Source organism: Microbispora sp. GKU 823 (genome assembly GCF_002027145.1).
Lineage (GTDB): Bacteria > Actinomycetota > Actinomycetes > Streptosporangiales > Streptosporangiaceae > Microbispora > Microbispora siamensis.
Window position 1 is genome coordinate 24,392 of the sequence record NZ_MWJN01000078.1, and the last position, 17,942, is coordinate 42,333.

The 17,942-nt window shown below is 73.2% G+C and carries 18 protein-coding genes and 2 pseudogenes; 15 read left to right on the forward strand and 5 right to left on the reverse strand.

What is annotated here, in order from left to right; translation table 11 throughout:
• Positions 1-228: 228 nt before the first annotated feature.
• Positions 229-735 (reverse strand): annotated as a pseudogene (locus tag B1L11_RS55355) (HAD family hydrolase); the annotation flags it as partial.
• An 81-nt stretch (positions 736-816) separates the two neighbouring features.
• Entirely contained in the window at positions 817-1,770 is a 954-nt protein-coding gene (locus B1L11_RS31555) for a Gfo/Idh/MocA family protein (RefSeq protein ID WP_179155413.1), read from the reverse strand.
• Between the two features lie 184 nt (positions 1,771-1,954).
• Between B1L11_RS31555 and B1L11_RS31560 the strand changes: the two genes are divergently transcribed.
• Positions 1,955-2,509, forward strand: coding sequence for an Ohr family peroxiredoxin (locus B1L11_RS31560; protein WP_218671438.1), 555 nt, complete (start codon positions 1,955-1,957; stop codon positions 2,507-2,509).
• Between the two features lie 56 nt (positions 2,510-2,565).
• On the opposite strand, the gene B1L11_RS55360 is transcribed toward B1L11_RS31560, so the two are convergent.
• Positions 2,566-3,315, reverse strand: a complete 750-nt coding sequence (locus B1L11_RS55360; RefSeq protein ID WP_079319040.1) for a lytic polysaccharide monooxygenase — start codon at positions 3,313-3,315, stop codon at positions 2,566-2,568.
• A gap of 184 nt (positions 3,316-3,499) precedes the next feature.
• Here B1L11_RS55360 and B1L11_RS31570 point away from each other — a divergent pair, with 184 nt between their 5' ends.
• The 7 genes from B1L11_RS31570 to B1L11_RS31600 all read left to right on the forward strand — a co-directional run bounded on the left by B1L11_RS31570 (position 3,500) and on the right by B1L11_RS31600 (position 8,966).
• A complete protein-coding gene (locus tag B1L11_RS31570; RefSeq protein ID WP_079319041.1) occupies positions 3,500-4,573 on the forward strand; it encodes a cell wall metabolism sensor histidine kinase WalK in 1,074 nt (357 codons plus the stop codon).
• Between the two features lie 117 nt (positions 4,574-4,690).
• On the forward strand, positions 4,691-5,098 hold the full coding sequence (locus B1L11_RS31575) for a helix-turn-helix transcriptional regulator (protein WP_256863059.1): 408 nt from the start codon (positions 4,691-4,693) through the stop codon (positions 5,096-5,098).
• Positions 5,091-6,236 (forward strand): cation diffusion facilitator family transporter, encoded by a 1,146-nt coding sequence (locus B1L11_RS31580; protein ID WP_079319043.1) that lies wholly within the window; start codon positions 5,091-5,093, stop codon positions 6,234-6,236. Before B1L11_RS31575 ends, B1L11_RS31580 begins: the two co-directional genes overlap by 8 nt.
• Positions 6,237-6,278: 42 nt before the next feature.
• Positions 6,279-7,112, forward strand: a complete 834-nt coding sequence (locus tag B1L11_RS31585) for a glycosyltransferase family 2 protein (protein WP_079319044.1) — start codon at positions 6,279-6,281, stop codon at positions 7,110-7,112.
• On the forward strand, positions 7,100-8,158 hold the full coding sequence (locus B1L11_RS31590; RefSeq protein WP_079319045.1) for a glycosyltransferase family 9 protein: 1,059 nt from the start codon (positions 7,100-7,102) through the stop codon (positions 8,156-8,158). The genes B1L11_RS31585 and B1L11_RS31590 overlap by 13 nt, the downstream gene beginning before the upstream one ends.
• A 45-nt stretch (positions 8,159-8,203) precedes the next feature.
• A complete protein-coding gene (locus B1L11_RS31595; protein ID WP_079319046.1) occupies positions 8,204-8,464 on the forward strand; it encodes a hypothetical protein in 261 nt (86 codons plus the stop codon).
• Between the two features lie 52 nt (positions 8,465-8,516).
• Positions 8,517-8,966: a hypothetical protein gene (locus B1L11_RS31600; protein ID WP_079319047.1), complete on the forward strand. Its 450-nt coding sequence runs from the start codon at positions 8,517-8,519 to the stop codon at positions 8,964-8,966.
• Here B1L11_RS31600 and B1L11_RS31605 read toward each other — a convergent pair.
• Positions 8,944-9,864: a LysR family transcriptional regulator gene (locus B1L11_RS31605; protein WP_179155414.1), complete on the reverse strand. Its 921-nt coding sequence runs from the start codon at positions 9,862-9,864 to the stop codon at positions 8,944-8,946. The two genes, B1L11_RS31600 and B1L11_RS31605, sit on opposite strands and share 23 nt — an antisense overlap.
• Before the next feature lie 106 nt (positions 9,865-9,970).
• On the opposite strand from B1L11_RS31605, the gene B1L11_RS31610 reads away from it, so the two are divergent.
• From B1L11_RS31610 to B1L11_RS31630, 6 genes and pseudogenes are all read left to right on the forward strand, one after another.
• A complete protein-coding gene (locus B1L11_RS31610) occupies positions 9,971-11,353 on the forward strand; it encodes an MFS transporter (RefSeq protein ID WP_079319049.1) in 1,383 nt (460 codons plus the stop codon).
• A gap of 20 nt (positions 11,354-11,373) precedes the next feature.
• A pseudogene (locus tag B1L11_RS31615) lies at positions 11,374-12,302 on the forward strand (alpha/beta hydrolase).
• A gap of 257 nt (positions 12,303-12,559) precedes the next feature.
• Positions 12,560-13,051, forward strand: a complete 492-nt coding sequence (locus tag B1L11_RS31620; protein WP_179155415.1) for a DUF6220 domain-containing protein — start codon at positions 12,560-12,562, stop codon at positions 13,049-13,051.
• A 330-nt stretch (positions 13,052-13,381) separates the two neighbouring features.
• Positions 13,382-14,713: a multicopper oxidase family protein gene (locus B1L11_RS31625; protein ID WP_218671441.1), complete on the forward strand. Its 1,332-nt coding sequence runs from the start codon at positions 13,382-13,384 to the stop codon at positions 14,711-14,713.
• Positions 14,695-15,054 (forward strand): multicopper oxidase domain-containing protein, encoded by a 360-nt coding sequence (locus B1L11_RS48840; protein WP_218671442.1) that lies wholly within the window; start codon positions 14,695-14,697, stop codon positions 15,052-15,054. Before B1L11_RS31625 ends, B1L11_RS48840 begins: the two co-directional genes overlap by 19 nt.
• 156 nt (positions 15,055-15,210) lie before the next feature.
• On the forward strand, positions 15,211-15,822 hold the full coding sequence (locus B1L11_RS31630) for an SH3 domain-containing protein (RefSeq protein WP_143737684.1): 612 nt from the start codon (positions 15,211-15,213) through the stop codon (positions 15,820-15,822).
• A 125-nt stretch (positions 15,823-15,947) separates the two neighbouring features.
• Here the strand turns inward: B1L11_RS31630 and B1L11_RS31635 are convergent, their stop codons facing one another.
• A complete protein-coding gene (locus B1L11_RS31635; protein WP_079319051.1) occupies positions 15,948-16,772 on the reverse strand; it encodes a GNAT family N-acetyltransferase in 825 nt (274 codons plus the stop codon).
• Between the two features lie 117 nt (positions 16,773-16,889).
• Here B1L11_RS31635 and B1L11_RS31640 point away from each other — a divergent pair.
• Positions 16,890-17,942, forward strand: a 1,053-nt coding sequence (locus B1L11_RS31640; protein WP_179155416.1) for a glycosyltransferase family 39 protein, incomplete at its 3' end; no start/stop codon positions are given.

Genomic DNA, 17,942 nt, shown 5'->3' on the forward strand with positions numbered 1-17,942 from the left:
GCGACCGCCCCATGCTGGGCAGGAAGCCACAGAGGTGCCGCATGACTCGCACGGGCTGAATCCCCGGCTCTTCAGGCCGGGGAGCGCGTCAACGCCTGCGGAGAGGCTCGGCCGGGGGTCAGTCCAGCAGCGGCGCGAGCGCCGTCTCCAGGTCGGCACGCCGGTGAACAGGACGGCCGTCATACCGAGCGCCCCGGCCGCCTCGACGTTCTCCGCCCGGTCGTCGACGAACAGGCACCGCCCGAGTGGCACACCCGCGCGCTCGGCGGCGATCTCGTAGATCCGGGCGTCGGGTTTGACCACTCCCACCCGCGCGCTGCTGACCACCTCGTCGGCGAAGTGGCTCAGGCCCAGCCAGGCGAGGTCGTCCTCCAGATCCAGCGTCGCGTTGGTGACCAGCACGACGGGCACGTGCGCCTGGGCCCGGCGCAGCAGGCCGAGCACGTCCTCGTCCGCCCGGGCGGGCGCCTTGACGAACGCCGTGAGCAGCGCGCGGGCCTGCTCCCGCGGCACCTGGAGGGCCAGGGCGGCCTCGGCCGCCTCCATCCACTGCTCGACGGTGATCTGCCCCAGCAGCGCCGGCCGGTCCACCTCGGGCGCGAAGACGGCCTTCGCCGTGGTGCCCTCGGCCAGGCCCATGGCCCGTTCCAGCTCGGTCAGCTCCGACTGGTCGTGGAAGCGGATGACACCGTCGAAGTCGCACAGCACCGCGTCGTACGGCCGGGGGATCGTCACGGCCCATGCATACCATGCGTGGCCCTCCCCCGAATGACAGCGCCCTGACCCCGGCCGCCCCGGCAGCCGGGAGACGGCGCGTCAGCGCAGCATGTCGAGGGACCGGGCGGTGCCGAGGGAGTCGTCGGCCGCCGTGTGCCGGGGCTCGGCCTCGCCGCGCAGCACCTCGTGGATGTGGCGGATGCCCCAGGAGAACGCGGTGCCCTCGCCCGGCTCGTGCCGGGCGACCATGCGTCCCTCACGCCACACTTCGAGCCCGTCATGCGGCCTGGGGTGGAACGGGTTGGTCAGCCGGATCTCCCCGCCGGTGCCGACCAGGCGGGTGTACGTCGTGAACGGCAGGTCGAAGCCGCAGCTCAGCATCAGGCGGCCGGAGCCGAACTCCAGGATCCCTGCGGTCTCGATGTCCACCCCCGCCTCGCCCTTGACCGCGACGGCGTGGCCGGCGACTGCGTCACCGCCGAACAGCAGGTGCGCGAGCCGTACGGGGTAGCAGCCCACGTCGTAGAGCGCGCCGCCGCCGAGGGCCGCGTCGAGCCGGATGTTCTCGGTGCCCTGGATGGTGAAGTGGAAGGACGACCAGACCTCCCGCAGTTCGCCGATCGCGCCATCGGCGAGCAGGCCGCGCAGCCGGTCCGTCTGCGGGTGGAACGGGAAGACGAACGCCTCCCAGAGCGGGCGGGCCGACCGGCGCGCCACCTCGATGACGTTCCCGGCCTCCTCGGCGGTGAGGCACAACGGCTTCTCGCACAGGACCGCCTTGCCCGCTTCCAGGGCGGCGATGGTCCACTGCGCGTGCAGGGCGTTCGGCAGCGGGACGTAGACCGCGTCGATCGACGGGTCCTCGATGACGGCCTCGTAGCCGCGCACGGCCCGCTCGACGCCGTTCCGCGCGGCGAACTCCTCGGCGCGGGACAGGTCACGGCCCGCCACGAGGGCGGCCGTACCTCCACCGGCCTCGCGCAACGCGGGCAGGAACGCCCGCGCGGCGATGCCCGCCGTGCCGAGGATCCCCCACCGGACAGCCCCACTCATAAAGAACCCACTCCTCGCCGTTGTTGCCGACATTTCACCATTCAGAGGGGAATGCCTGCCGGGACCGTAGCACAGCGATGCTGATGAGAACTTTTGCCCCTGGAGTCCGATATCGGGCAGCTCAGGGGGTACGTGACCCGCCGATCCCGACCGGGACGCGATGCGAGCGGACGAGGGATGCGCGATGAGCGAGGAAACACGGCGATTCACCCATCTGCCGAGCGACCGGGCGCCCGGGCCCGACTACTCGGGGCCCGGAGTCGAGGCGGAGCTCACCGGGCGGATGCCCGAGGGCCGCCCCGCCGAGCGCCCCCAGCGAGGCGGCGAATCGTACGACGACCTCTACACGGCCCGGGCCTCGTCCGTCCTGGGCAAGGTGGCGTCGGACGACGGCATGCTCGACGTACGCATCAAGGCGCCGGGGGAACTCGGCGGCCCCGGAGGGGGGACCAACCCCGAGCAACTGCTCGCCGCCGCCTACGCCTCCTGCTTCCACAACTCGCTCACGCTGGTCGCCGGCCGGCAGGGCGTGCGCACCACCGACGCCTCCGTGGACTCGGCCGTGACGCTGCGCAAGCGCGGCACCGCCGACGACTACAGGATCGCCGCCGACCTGACCGTACGCCTGCCGGGGGTCGAGCCCGAGGCGGCCCGCAGGCTGGTGGAGCAGGCCCACGGGGAGTGCCCGTACTCGCGGGCCTTCATGCAGGGCGCCGAGGTGCACGTCCACCTCGTCTGACCGCCGGCGCGCCCCGGACCGGCCGGGACGGGCGCTTCGAGCGGTGCGCGGGCGCCCTAGATCTTCTGCCACAGCGCGGGGACGTTCGGCGGCTCCCAGCCCACGATCGCCGTGTGGGCCTGGATGCACCGGTACGTCGCCCCGCCGTAGGTGACCTGGTCACCCGCCTTGTACGCCGTACCGGCGGCCCAGGTGCCACCAGGGGTGGGCGTGGGGGTACGCGTCGGCGAGGGAGACGGGCTCGGACTACGCGTCGGAGAGGGAGAGGGACTGGGCGAGGGGCTGGGCGTCCCGCCCCCGCCGATCTGAAGGTCGACGCAGGCGTAGAACGCGTTGGCGGTGTCGGCCACGTTCCAGATCGCGAGGACCTTCTGCCGCCCCGACCATCCGCTGAAGTTCACGGTGTGACTGACGGTGGCGGGGGGCTGCGCCCCGTGATCGTCGAAGACGGCGACCCGGGTGCCTCCGATGTAGTACTCCCACGTGCTGGTCGCGTGGCGGGCGGTCAGCGACCAGGTGAAGGTGACGGAGTTGCCGACGCTGGTGGCCGGCCAGGACTTGCTCTCGTCGTCGAGCTGGGCGAATCGGGCGTTGCCGCCGCTGCAGCTGCGCAGCCCCTTCGGTCCTTCCACGCTCTGGGGCTCGTAGATGATGTCGCCGCAGTTGGGGACGCGGCCCTGGGCGCACATCGCCTGGCGGCTCGGGGGCGACGAGATGTACCCGTGCGCCTGAGCCGGTGAGGCGATGAACACCGTGGCGCCGATGCCGATCATCGCCGTCGCGAGGAAGGTCAGCGTTCTTCGCATGTGTGCTCCTCACTGCTGGGGGGTGGCGCTAATATAAAGGAAAGTTTCCTAACAATGAAGGCCCAATGACTGTGGCGGTCAGAGGCCGCAGACGGATCGGTCCCGCGCGGCAGGGGCCTTGGCGGGGCCCCCGAGGGGCTGCCCGCACGCCCTCGTGGTGCACTGAAGCCAGGGGGATGTGCGCATGCCGCAGCGTTCGTCGATCACGGCCCGGCCGGCACCGGCCCACGGTGTCGCCGTCGTGGCGCTGTGCCTCGCGGGGACGTCGATCCCGCTGCTCACCGGTCACCCATCCGCCGCCGGCCTGGCCCCGTACGACGACCGGATGCTCCACACGCTCGAACCCGGGCCGCAACCGCCGGCGTACGCGCACCCGGCGTTGCTCCTGCTGCTGTTCTGCGGGGCGCTCCTGCTGGCCGGAGCGATCACCTATCTCGGCTTCCGCCTGGCCGGCAGCGCGATCCGGCCGCCGCCCGCGTCCCCGGCAGAGCCGGAGGAGGAGGTCCAGGCGGCCGGCGAGATCGACGCCCTGGCCCCGGGCGTGGACCGTACGCTCGGGCGGCTGGAGGAGGCGCTGGAGCGCCAGCGCCGTTTCAGCTCCGACGCCTCCCATGAGTTGCGCACCCCGCTGACCGCCATGCGGGCCCAGATCGAGGACGCGCTCCATGCGCCGCAGGAGACCGACGTGGTCACCCTGGCCAGGGCGCTGCTCCCGAGCCTCGAACGGCTGCAGCGGATCGCGACGGACCTGCTGGCGCTCTCGCGGCTGGAGAGCGAGGCGCTCCCCATCCGGCGGCAGCGGGTGGATCTCGGGAGACTGGCCGAAGGCGAACTGCAGATGTCGCCGATCACGAAGCGGATGGTTCCCCGGCTGGGCCCGGACGTCGTCGTGCTGGGCGACCCCCACTCGCTCGGCAGCCTCATCAGCAATCTTCTCGGCAACGCGCAACGCCACGCGGTCAGCACCGTCACGGTCACCGTGCGGCGCGAACCGCGAAGACCCGGCGGGCCACCCGACGGAACGGCCGTGCTCGAAGTGGCCGACGACGGCCCCGGGATCCCACGCGAGCAACGGGAGAAGGTCTTCCAGCGGTTCTGGCGGCTCGACTCGGCCCGCAGCAGGGACGCGGGAGGAGCCGGGCTCGGCCTGCCCATCGCCCGCCAGATCGCCGAGAACCACGGCGGCCGGCTGACCATCGAAGACAGCGCCGAGGGGGCGCGTTTCGTGCTGCGGCTGCCGCTCGCCCCCCTGCCCTGAACCGAGGCCCGCCGCCCATGCCTCCCACGGGTCCGTACGAGTCGCGCGGGCGGGTTCCGGCAAGGAAAGGAACAGGAACACGTTGACATGTGCCGCCCACGACCTACACTCACACACGTGAACGATCGTTCAAGTGTTGTGGATCTCGTGACGGCCGATTCCTGCGCGCTCCCGGTGGTGGACGCCCAGCGGGTGGAGACCGTCAGGAGAGCCATGCCGTCCCAGGAGACGGTGGAGGACCTGGCGCAGGTCTTCGGCCTCCTGGCCGATCCCGGACGGCTCCGGCTGATCGCGGCGCTGCTGGAGGGCGGTGAGATGTGCGTCTGCGATCTCGCGGCGGCGACCGGGCACAGCATGTCCGCCGCGTCCCACGCCCTGCGCCTGCTCCGCGTCCACAACGTGGTGAAGGTGCGGCGGGCGGGAAGGATGGCCTACTACCGCCTCGCGGACTCGCACGTGCGACTGCTGTTCGACCTGGCGATCACGCACATCGGACATGAGGAGAAGGACCGGGACGATGGGTGAGACCGGCAAGGAGCACGGGCACCGCACCGGGACGGGTGACGACCGCGAGCAGGAGCGCGGGCACGGTCACGGCCATGGGCGCGGGCATGGTCACGGTCACGGGCACTCGGTCAGCGCCGAGGCCGACCGGCGTCTGCTGACCGGCGCGCTGGCGCTCATCCTCGGCTTCATGGCGGTCGAGGTCGTCATCGGCGTCATCGCGCACTCCCTGGCCCTGGTCTCCGACGCCGGGCACATGCTCACCGACGCCATCGCCATCGCCTTCGCGATCATCGCGATGCGGATCGCCGCCCGCCCGCCGCAGGGCGGCTTCACCTACGGCCTCAAACGCGCCGAGATCATCAGCGCCCAGATCAACGGCATCACGCTGCTGCTGCTCAGCGTCTACTTCGTCTACGAGGGCGTACGCCGGCTGATCGAGCCTCCCGAGGTCGAAGGCGCGTACGTCGTCGCCACCGGCATCGCCGGGATCGCGGTGAACCTGGCGGCCACCTGGCTGCTGAACAAGGCCAACCGCGCCAGCCTGAACGTCGAGGGCGCCTTCCAGCACATCCTCAACGACCTGTTCGCCTTCATCGCCACCACCGCCGCCGGAGTGGTGATCTGGCTGACCGGCTGGGGCCGGGCCGACGCCCTGGCCGCCCTCGTCGTGGCCGCCCTGATGCTCAAGGCCGGATGGGACCTGGTGCGCGAGTCCGGCCGGGTCTTCATGGAGGCCGCCCCCGCCGGGATGAACCCCGCCGAGATCGGCCGCAAGGCCGCCGCCCTGGAACATGTGGTGGAGGTGCACGACCTGCACATCTGGGAGGTGACCAGCGGCTACCCCGCCATGTCGGCGCACATCCTGGTCGCCCCCGGCGCGGACTGCCACGCCGTACGGCAGGCGGCGCAGCGGATGGTCCACGACGAGTACGGCATCGACCACACCACGCTGCAGGTCGACCACGCCCCACCGGAGCTTCTCGCGATCGGCGAGGCGGTGGCCGAGGCGGCCGAACCCCACTGTGCGGACGCGCACGGACCGGCGCACGTCAACGGGCGCGTACGGTCCGGGGACGAGCGCGGATCGCAGGGCTGTCCCGGCCGCCGGCACATCAGGTTCCCCGGCGCCAAGCGCCTCTCCGACCGCCGCCCCTGACCCGCTCCGTTTGCCGTACGACCTCAGGGGTATCAGGCGCGCATGTCCGCCCCGTCTGACCTCGATGTGCTCGTGCCCACCAAGGACCGCCCGGGCGCGCTGGCCGTCACGTTGACGGGCCTCGCGGCGCAGACCGTGTCCGGGTTCCGCGTCGTGATCTCGGACCAGTCGCACGAGCCGGTCGCCGGCGACCCGCTGGTGGCGGCGCAGCTGCGGATCCTGGACCACCGCGACAGGCCGGCGGCCGTCCACCGCCACCTGCCCCCGCAGGGCATGGCCGAGCAACGCGCGTTCCTGCTCGGCCTGGCCGAGCGGCGGCTGGCGCTCTACCTGGACGACGACGTATGGCTGGAGCCGGAGGCGATCGAGGTCCTGCTGTCCGCGATCGGCGAGCTGCGCTGCGGCTTCGTCGGCTACGCCCTGCACGGCCTGTCCTACCGCGACGACGTACGCCCCGCCGAGCTCGCGCCGTACGAGGAGTGGACGGACGGCGTGCGGCCCGAGCGGGTGCGCCGGGAGTCGCCGGCCTGGCGGCGCCACACCCTGCACAACGCCTCCAACCCGCTGCATCTCGCGCGGAAACACCTCGGCTCGCCGGGTCACCGGGAGTGGCGGCCGTACAAGGTGGCCTGGATCGGCGGCTGCGTGCTGTACGACCGGGAGCGGCTGCTGGAGTGCGGCGGCTTCGACTTCTGGCGGTCGGTGCCGCCGCAGCACGCGGGTGAGGACGTCGTGGCGCAGCTGCGCGTCATGGAGAGGTACGGCGGCGCGGGCCTGCTGCCGAGCCGCGCCTACCACCTGGAGCTGCCCACGACGGTCACCGACCGCAGGGCCGAGTGCTACGACTACGTGTTCGAGGCGGCATGGGCGCGCTGATCGAGGGCGTTCGACGCATCGCGGTGCTGCGGGCCAACGCCCTGGGCGACCTGGTCCTCGCGATGCCCGCCCTGGAGGCGCTCCGCCGGGCCTACCCTCAGGCGCGGCTGACCCTCCTCGGCATCCCCTGGCACGCCCGCTTCCTGGACGGCAGGCCGGGACCGGTCGACGACGTCATCGCCCTGCCGCCGATCTCCGGGGTGTCGTCGGCGGACAGCGGCCACAAGGCTCCGGACAGCCTGTTCGAGGAGCTGCGCGAGCACCGGTTCGACCTCGCCGTGCAGATCCACGGCGGCGGGCGCAACTCCAACCCCTTCGTCAAGAAGATCGGCGCCCGGGTGACGGCCGGTCTGTGCACGCCGGACGCGGAGCGGCTCGACCTGTGGGTGCCGTACGTCTACTACCAGCACGAGACGCTGCGCTACCTGGAGGTCGCCGCGCTGGTCGGCGGGACGGCCGAGGCGTACGAGCCGAGGATCGCCGTGACCGCCGCCGACCGCGCCGAACTCGCCCGCGCGTACGGCGAGCCGCCGCGCGGCCTGGTCGCGCTGCATCCGGGGGCGAGCGACCCCCGGCGGCGCTGGCCTGCGCGCGCCTTCGCGGAGGCGGCCGACCGGCTCGGCCGTCCAGTCGTGATCACCGGCATCGAGAAGGAGCGGGAGGTGGTCGAGGAGGTCGCGGCGGCGATGCGCCGGCCCGCCGTCACGGCGGTCGGCACGCTCGGCATCGGCGGCCTTGCCGCGCTGTACGAGCGGTGCGACCTGGTCATCTCCAACGACACCGGCCCCCGCCATCTCGCCGCGGCGGTCGGGACGCCCACCGTCGGCATCTTCTGGGGCGGCAACCTCATCAACGCCGGGCCGCTCACCCGCACCCTGCATCGGCCGCTGATCTCCTGGACCGCGCGGTGCCCGGTCTGCGGGGTCAGCGGGCACGATCCCCGGGCAGGGCGGTGCACGCACGACGAGTCGTGGGTGGCCGAGGTCCCGGTCGACGACGTGGTCGAGCAGGCCGAAGACCTGCTTCGTGGCCGCCGCGAGATCTGACGGGAGCAGACTCCTCCTCGGCGTACCTATGGAGGAGGAAGCCGCGTGAGAGACGACATCTGCCCCAAGTGCTCGTCGGGCGCCGTCATGGCCGGAGTCGAGGTGCGCGACCGGGGCCCGAACGGGCCGCAGCCCCTTCGGGTACGCGTCGAGGAGCCCCTGCCGGAGAAGGTGCCCTTCTTCTACGTCCAGGGCGAGGCCTTCGGCACGGTGCGCGCGTGGATCTGCGCCTCCTGCGGCTTCACCGAGCTGTACACCGACAACCTGAACGCGCTCTACGAGGCGTATCGCAAGGGGACGCCCTGACGACCAGCGGAATACAAGGTCCCTCCAAGTCGCCCGGCCTACGTTCGGCGGCATGAGAAAGAACCTCGTCATCGGCGGCCTGCTGGCGTTCATGATCGCCGGGAGCCTGCCGGCCGTCCCGGCAGGGGCCGCCACCGCCTCGCTGATCCACTGGGGACCGGTGCAGTCCCGGAGCGGGCACCACGGGTACGCCAAGGCCGACGTGTGGATCACCCGCTTCACCGCAGAGACGTTCGTCGTCTCGGGCGCGCTGTACGACCGCGACACGCACAGTGGACACTGCGCCTACGTCCGGGCCCGCTTCCACTACGCCGGCGGCGGCACCGGGTGGGCCCTGCCGAAGACGACCTGCGCCTCGAAGAAGCCGATCCGGCTGTCGTCGGACGGCCGGATCACGCGGGTGGACGTCAAGGTCTGCGTGTACGACCGGCCGCGGCGTACGACCCTGAACTGCTACGCCGACGCCATCACCCCGGCGATCATCGCGAACTGGCCGCAGTGAGGCGGTCACCGGCGCTCGGGGCCGGGCCGAGGTGGGCGAGAAACCGGCGCAGCGCGGGGTTGGGGTTGTCGCGGCGCCAGGCGACGTCGACCGGGACGAGGGGCACGGGGTCGGCGAAGCGCCTGACCGCCACCCCGGGAACGCGCAGCGTGGCGGCCTTGCCCTCAGTGATGAAGGTGATGCCGCGATCCCGGGCGACGGCATGCAGCATGTGTTCCTCCTCGGGCTCCCAGTGGGCCACGGGAGGGCGCACACCCGTGCCGAAGATCTCGTCGAGCATCCGGTCCCACATCGCGGGGCCGTGCTCCCGCGGCCACCACACCATCGGCTGACCGGCCACGTCGGCCCTGCGGAGACGCCGCCTGCGGGCCAGCGGGTGAGCCCTGGGAACGGCGGCCACGATGGGCTCGACACCGACCGCACGGGTCGCCAGGTCGTCCCCAGGGTCGTCGAGGAGCCGGACGAAGGCCAGGTCGATGGAGCCCTCACGCAGGCGTTCCTCGTCCCGCGCGGTGAAGCCGCTGGTCACCGTGAGCTCCACGGCAGGGCAGGCGGAGCGGAAGCCGTCGAGAAGCGGGGTCACCACACCGCGCGGCGCCGACCGGGTGACGCTGACGACCAGCCGTCCCGCCTGCCCGCCGCCGTAGGCGCGGGCGAGCGCCACGGCGGCGTCGGCGCGGGCGAGGACGTCCCTGGCCGCGGGGAGCAGGGCGGCACCGGCCCCGGTGAGCGCCACGCCCCGGCGGTTGCGGACGAACAACTCCACGCCCAGCTCGCGTTCGAAGGCCTTGATCTGCTGGCTCAGGCCGGGCTGGGCCACGTGCAGGCGCCGCGCGGCCCGCCCGTAGTGCAGTTCCTCCGCGACGGCGACGAAGTACCGCATGTGGCGCAACTCCATGCGCCTCAGGTTACCTCTGTGATAAGTGGGACTTTTCACAGAGGAAGAGGCCGGACTTGGACACCGGCCACGCCGAACTGGCGAAATAGCCGCCATGGTCGCATTGATGACAAGGCCGGGGACCCGCACGGAGGCGGCGGTCGGCACCCGGCAGTGGATCGCGCTCGCCTCGGTGCTGCTGGCGACGTTCATGGGGCTGCTGGACGGCAGCATCGTCACGGTGGCGGTGCCGTCGATCCAGGAAGATCTGAACGCCTCCTTCGGCGAGGCGCAGCTCGTGATCGCCGGTTACACGCTCGCGTACGCGGTGGGGCTGGTGACCGGCGGGCGGCTGGGGGACCTGTACGGCCGCCGCCGCCTGTTCACCGCCGGGGTGGCGGCCTTCGTCGCCGCCTCCGCGGCCTGCGCGCTGGCCCCCGCGGCTCCTGTGCTGATCGGGACCCGGGTGCTCCAGGGCCTCGCCGCGGCCGTGATGCTGCCCCAGGTGCTGTCGATCATTCAGGCGTCCTTCGCGGGCCCCGCGCGGAAGACCGCGCTGGGCATGTACGGTGCGACCGTCGGCCTCGCCGCGATCTCGGGCCAGATCGTCGGCGGCGGGCTGCTGACCTGGAACCTCCTCGGTCTCGGCTGGCGGTCCGTCTTCCTGGTCAACGTCCCTGTCGGCGTGCTGGCGGTGGCGGTCGCGCGCCGCACGGTCGCCGAGAGCCGTGGGCCGCGCACCCGGCTCGACCTGGCCGGGGCCGTCCTGCTCGCCGCCGCGCTGGCCGGGCTGCTGCTTCCGGCCGCGCTCGGCTGGCCCGCGTGGGGATGGGTGCCGGCGGTCGCGGGCGCGGCCGCGCTGGCCGCCTTCTGGTTCGCCGAGCGGGGCCGGGTCCACGCTCTGGTGCCACTCCGGCTGCTCGGACGAGTCGTGCCGGGCCTGCTGACCGTGCTGGCCTTCTACGCGGGTAACGCCGGCTTCTTCCTGCTGCTCGCCTACCACCTGCAGGCGGGCCTGGGACTGAGCCCGCTGGCCGGTGCTCTGGTGTTCGCCCCACTCGGCATCGGGTTCGCCGCTGCCAGCGTGGCGGGCAGGCGGTCCGGCAGGATCGTCACGGGCGCCGCGCTGATGACGCTGAGCCTCGCGGGCGTGGTCGTCGTCGCCCTCATGGTGCCGCAATCCGGGCAGGTGGCGTGGCTGGTGCCCGCGCTGGCCCTGTCGGGCGTCGGGGAAGGACTGGTGGCCGCACCGCTGATCGGCGTCGTTCTCGCCCAGGTCGCTCCCGGCGACGCCGGCGCGGCCGGCGGGATCCTGCTCACCGCCACTCAGGTCGCCAACGCCTGCGGGGTGACGTTGATAGGCGGCCTGTTCGCCGCCGTGCTGGGCGGCGCTCCGGGAACCGCCGGCGTCGGCTTCCCCCACTACGCGCACGCCACCGCGGTCACCGGCACGGCCGTCCTGGCCCTGGCCGTCCTCACCGGCATCCTCACCCGCACGACCACCCGCTGATCTCTCGGACAGGACCTCACATGGACTATCGCCTCGACCCCGAACTGGCCGTCGTCGCAGCCGGGCTGTCACGCACCGATTTCACCGATCCCATCGCGGCGCGGACGGCCGCGTACGCCGTGGCGAGCGCGACGGTCGCCGCCCTTCCGCCCGCCGGCGACGTCCAAATCACCGACCACCACGCGGACGGCGTTCCGGTCCGGATCTACCGGCCGACGACGGCGGCCGAGCCGGCGCCCGTCCTCCTGGACTTCCACGGCGGCGGCTTTGTGATGGGCAGTCTCGACAGCGAGCACCGACGCGCGCTCGACCTCGCCCGCAGGGCCCGCTGCGTCGTCATCTCCGTCGACTACCGGCTCGCGCCCGAGCACCCCTTCCCCGCCGGCCTCGATGACGGCTACACCGTGCTGGAATGGACGTCGGCGAACGCCGCGTCGCTGGGCGTCGACCCCGCGCGCGTGGCCGTGGGGGGCGGCAGCGCCGGGGGCGGGCTGGCGGCCGGGCTCGCGCTGCTGGCCCGCGACCGCGGCGGCCCCGCCATCGCGTTCCAGCTCCTGCTGTGCCCCGCGCTGGACGACCGTCTGCTGACCTGGTCGGCGACCCGGTTCACCGGCGCGCCCGCCTTCGACTCGCGCGCCGCCGCCCAGATGTGGCCGCTCTATCTCCCGGCCGGCCGGTCTCGCCGTACGCCGCCCCGTCTCGCGCCGACGACCTGACCGGCCTCCCGCCCGCCTACGTCCTCACCGCCGAGTACGACCCCCTCCGCGACGAGGCCGTCGACTACGCCGTCCGCCTACTCCAGGCGAATGTCTCGGTAGAGCTCCACCAGACCACCGGGACGTTCCACGTGTTCGACCACGTCGCTCCGGACGCCGCCGTCTCGCGCCGCGCGCGCGCCGAGATGGCGCACGCCCTGGCCCGGGGCCTGGCGGCGCCGTTTCCCTCATGAACGCCATCCCACGCTCCGCCCCGCGCGTGCCGTCGCCGCGGCGGCCGTACTCCTCCGGTCGTAGCGGCGTACGGCGCTGATCCCGTGGCGGTAGGCCCGAGAGCCTCCTCACGTGCGACGACTCCGGCGGCCCCCGGCGGCACCATCGAGACACCGCCAGGGGACGCACGGCGCGCACGCCCGCGTACTCCCCCAGCGGTAGCCGACGTGTCTCTCGACGAGGGACGACGCGGCCGGCCACGTGGGACAGGATCCCCGTGACCCGCAATCCGCTGACCGAAGGGAGCAAGAGCGTGCGCAAGGTCTACGCCGTTTCAGCGGGACTGCTGCTCGCCGCCGCCGTGGTGCAGATGTATCTCGCGGCCGTCGGCGCGTTCGACAAGCCCCAGGACGACTCCTCGTTCGCCCTGCACAGCATGAACGGCATGATGGTCATCCCGGTGTTGTCGCTGGTCGCCACCGCCGCCGCGGCGGCCGCCAGGGCGCCGGGACGCCAGATCGGGCTGACCGTCCTGCCCGTCGGGCTGGTCATCGTGCAGGCGCTGATCGTCGCGCTCGGCGGCCTGTTCGACGACAGCACCGGCAACACCACCCCCCTCTCCCTGGCGATCCTCGGCCTGCACGCCCTCAACGGCATGGCGGTGATGGGCGTCTGCGGCATGGTGTTCCGCAACGCGCGGCAGCTCGCGTGGGCCAAGCCCGCCTCGTCGGGGACCGCCGCGGAGGGCCGTCCGGTTCGCGCCTCATGACGACCGACCGGCTCATGGCGCTCGACCTGCTCGTCTCGGTCCTGACCGTGGCGGCGTGGGTGAGCGCGGGCGTGGCCGCCGCGGCCCGCCGTACGAGGACGGCCGGGGCCCTGTTCGCGGTGGCCCTGGTCGCGTCGCTGGTCCGGGTCTGGTCCGTCCTCGCCCTGGCGGGGGCCGGCTGGTGGTTCGTGCAGGAGAAGATCACCCTCGCCCTGCCGCTTCTCGTCGTGGCGGGCGCCGTCGCCACCGCGCTCGCCGGGCCGCGCCTGCTCCGCGCCGCCCGGCGAGCGGACGCGGCTTCGCGGGGACGCCGTCAGAGCGCCGGCGGTCGTGGTCCCGCTGCTCGGCGCCGGGTACGCCGCGGCGGCCGGGATCGTGCAGACCTTCCTGATCGGATACCCGGCGGATCCGGGCACCGCGCTCCTCCTCCTGGCCGTCGCCGCGGGGGCCGTCCTGGGGACCTGGAGAGCGATGAGCACGCACGTCCCCGGGCTGCGGACGGCGACGGCGGCGACCGCCGTGGCCGCCGTGCTCGGCGCCACGCTCGCGTTCGTTCCGCTGTCGGAGGAGACCACGGCGGAGGGCTCCGCCCCCGGAGGCGCCGCCGCCATGGGTGCCATGGGCTCCGCCTCCCACGACCACTCCGCCTCGGGGGGATCCGCCTCCGTCACGGCGGGGACGACCCGCGCGGTGACCGACCTGCGCGGCCCGGCCGTGCCTCCACCGGGCGGCGCCGTACGCCGGTTCGAGCTCACGGCCCGTACGGCGACCGTCACGCTGTCCTCGGGACGGAAGGTGCCGGCGTGGACCTTCAACGGCCAGGTCCCCGGACCGCCGCTCACCGCCGACCAGGGCGACCTCGTCGAGGTGCGGCTGCGCAACGCGGACATCACCTCCGGGGTGACGCTGCACTGGCACGGCTACGACGTGCCCTCGGGCGAGGACGGCGTGCCCGGCCTCACCCAGGAGGCCGTGCCGCCCGGCGGGGAGTTCGTCTACCGCTTCGTCGCCGCCCAGGCGGGCACGTACTGGTATCACACCCACGAGGTGTCCGACCTCGGCGTCCGGATGGGGCTCTACGGCACGCTCGTCGTCACGCCGAAGGGAACCGCGGCCACCGGGCTGGACCTCACGCTGCCCGTGCACACCCTCGGCGGCGCGACGGTGACGGGCGACCGCGACCAGCCCCTGGTCCGGCAGGCCGCGCCCGGCACGCCCGTGAGGCTGCGCCTGATCAACACCGACAACACGCCGCACCGGTTCACGCTGGCGGGCACGCCCTACCGGCTGGTGGCGGTGGACGGGACGGACCTGAACGGGCCGGGCACGCTCGCCCGTGCAGGTCTGCGACTCGCCGCGGGCGGCCGGTACGACCTCGCGTTCACGATGCCGTCGGGCCCCGTGCTCCTGCGCATCGACGACCGCACCGACTCCGTACGCCTCACCCCGCCGAGCGGACCGCCCGGTGCGGGCGAGGACACCGGCGCCGTTCCCGCCGCCGACAGCCCGACGGCGGACTGGCCGGAACTCGACCTCACCCGGTACGCGCCCCGGCCCCCACGCCGTACACGTCCGGTAGTCGCTTCGACCGGGACTTCACGCTCGTCCTGGACAGGGGGTTCGCGCTGCCGAACGGGCGGCCCATGTACGCGCACACGGTGAACGGCCATGCCTTCCCCGACATCCCCACGGAGGTGGTCAGGGAGGGCGACCTGGTCCGGCTCACCGTGGTCAACCGCGGCCGGGATACCCATCCCTGGCACCTCCACGGCCATCGGGTGCTCGTGCTCTCGCGGGACGGCCGCTCCGTCACCGGCAGCCCTCTGTGGCTCGACACCTTCGACGTACGGCCCGGCGAGGTGTGGGAGGTGGCCTTCCGCGCCGGCAACCCGGGGCTGTGGATGAACCACTGTCACAACCTCAGCCACGCCGACCTGGGGATGATGCTGCACCTGGCGTACGAGGGGGTGACGACGCCCTTCCACGGCGCGCACAGCGGGTGACTCATCCCCTTCTCCCCGGTGTGTCGGGTAAAAAATCCAGGCGGGAATTCAACCGAGGTGTAAACGCTCGGTAATCAGATCAGAACTTCGGGTGAGCATCACTGGCCCCGGGTCCCCCCGGCCGGGCGTGGGCGATGCCGACCGAAGGGAGAGATCGTGACAGTGGCGAAGAGCATCGTTCCCGCGCTGGCGGCGCTGGCCGCCACGGGGTGGCTCGTCGCAGCCCACCCCGCGCAGGCCGCGGTCCGGCCGCCGGGTCCCGGTGAACCCACCGCGTCGGGTCCTTACGGGCAGGTCGTGCACGAGGCCATGCAGGGGCCCGGTCTCGTGTGCGCCTACCGGCTCCGGCACGTGCACAAGGGGGGCTTCCTCAACGTCCGCGAGGGCGCCGGCGTCCACCACGCCCCCGTCGCCAAGCTGCGGCCGGCCGACGGAGGGTTCTCCGGCGCCTGCACCGCCACCAACGGCTGGATCGCGGTGAAGACCGCCGGTGGGACCTCGGGCTTCGCCGCCGCCCGTTACCTCCACCGGCTCGACCTGAGCGGACGGCCCTCGATCTCGTGCGCCTACCGCCTCCGGCACGTGCACAAGGGCAGCTTCCTCAACGTCCGCGAGGGTGCCGGCATCCACCACGCCCCCGTCGGCAGGCTGCGGCCGGCCGACGGGAGGATCCCCGGAGGCTGCGACGCCACCCACGGCTGGGTCGCCGTGGACACCGCCGACGGCATTCCCGGATGGGCCTCCGCCCACTACCTGCGCAGGCTGTGACGGCCCGGGCCGCAAGGCCCGTGCCGCGCCGGCCGGCACTCGCCGGACGCGGCGAAGCCGCGCTGCCCTCGTCCCCGGTGTCCCCCTGGCCGGGGACGAGGGCACACGTCCTAAGGTCACACTCCCTAGCCGAGGTCCGGGTGTGGCGCGTAGCAGTCGAGCCGCATGAAGTCCTCGCTGGTCAGCAGCGTGTCCATGTCACCGATGCGCCAGCCCGCGTCCAGCAGCAGAGCGAGCAGCGGATGCGCGCCGGGCACCGCCACGTGCACCGGCCCGGCGCCGGGATGGGCGTTCGCCGCCTCCAGCACGATGTCGGCGCAGTCCTGCGGGGTCGCGCCCCCGGCCGGTCCGATGACGACCTTGTCTCCGGCCGTCCGCACGAACGCGTAGCCCGAGCCGCCGACGTGCAGGGTCACGCCCGGCAGCCCGGCATACCAGGTGAGTGTCGAGGTCCGGTCGCCGCCGGAGACGTGGGCGTCCATGGCCGCGGCCGCGTGGACGTCCGCCTCCCCCGGCGCCTCCTGACCGCTCTCCCGCCGTACGGACCGGTCGCCGAGCGGCCCCCGCTTCAGGTAGAACAGCGGGCAGCGCGGGCGCATCCCGTTCCTGACGTACAGCGCGAGCGCCCTCTTGTCGCTCGATGCGAAGGTGACCTTGGGTGCGTCGCCCGGCAGCAGGCGGGACAGGATCGTGCGGCCCACCATCGACGACTGGTGGTCCGGCAGGACGAACAGGTCTCCGAGATGCGTGACCGTTCCCCGGCGCAGCGTGCCGCCGTAACCCACGATCTCGCCGTCCACCTCGCCGACGAGCACCTCGCCGAACGCGCGCTCGGCGTCCACGAAGTCCGGCTGCTCCGGCCACATGCCCAGAAGGCCGAAGTGGTTCGCGACGGCGCGAAGACCGGGCATGTCGGCGTCGGCGGCGGGACGGACGATCGGTTCCGCCATCGGTGCTCCCCCTGCGAGTTCTTCCCTTGTTCCGGTCACCTTAGGGCGCGTTCACCCTCCCGTTCCCCGCCGGGGCATCGAACCGGGACGTACCCGGGCGGAGCAGGCGGAGGACATGTGAGGATCGGCGACCGGGCCGTACTGATCGTCCCGGCCCTGGCCGCGCTGCTGGGCGGTCTGTGGGGCGTCCGGCGCGGCTCGATGTGGCAGGACGAGGCCACGACGTACGCCGTGGCGGGGCGGGCGCTGCCGGACCTGTGGCGCACGCTGGGGAACGTCGACGCCGTCCACGGCTGCTACTACCTGCTGCTCCACCCGCTGATCCGGCTCGTGGGGGACGCCGTCCCCGCGGAGGTGCTCATCCGGATTCCGTCCGTCCTGGCCACGGCTGCCGCGGCGGCCGGTCTCGCGGCCGTCGGGCGACGGCTGGTCTCGGCCCCGGCCGGCCTGTACGCGGGCCTCGCGTACGCCGCCGCCCCGGTCGTCGTCTACCACGCCCAGGAGGGCAGGCCGTACGCGCTGGTCGCGGCGGCCGTGGTGGAGGCCACGCGCCTGCTCGCCACAGCGCTGTGCGATCCGTCGCGGCGGCGGAGCTGGGTGCGGTACGGCGCGGCGGTCGCGGTGGCGTGCCTGCTCAACCTGTTCGCCGTCCTGGCCCTGGCGGCGCACGCGGTCACGGTGCTCGTCGCCGTCGGGCGAGGTGGGGGCAGGGGCGTGGCGGCGCGCTGGGCCGGCGCCACCGCGGCCGCCCTGCTCGCCGTCCTGCCGGTGGCGTGGACGGCGTTCGGCCAGCGCGGCCAGGTGGCGTGGCTGGAGCGGCCCGGCCTGCCGGAGGTGAAGGCGCTGGTGACGCGGTTCGCCGGGTCCGGCGTGCTGCTCGCGGCGACCGTCGTGCTCGTCGTGCTCGGTCTGACGACGAGTCGTGCGGGAGACCTGGCCGGAACCACCGCAGGACGAACACCCGGCGGGCCTGGCCGGCCGCCCGGGATCGCCGCGTTCGCGGTGCCGTTGGCGCTCCTGCCACCCGCCCTGCTGCTCGCCGTGTCGCAGACTCCACCCGCTCTACCAGGACCGCTCATGTCCGTGTCGGCACGCCGTTCCGACCGCCGCTCTATCTCGGTGACGACCAGGTGGGACAGGTCGACCTCCTCCCGGGCGGTCTCGGGAACC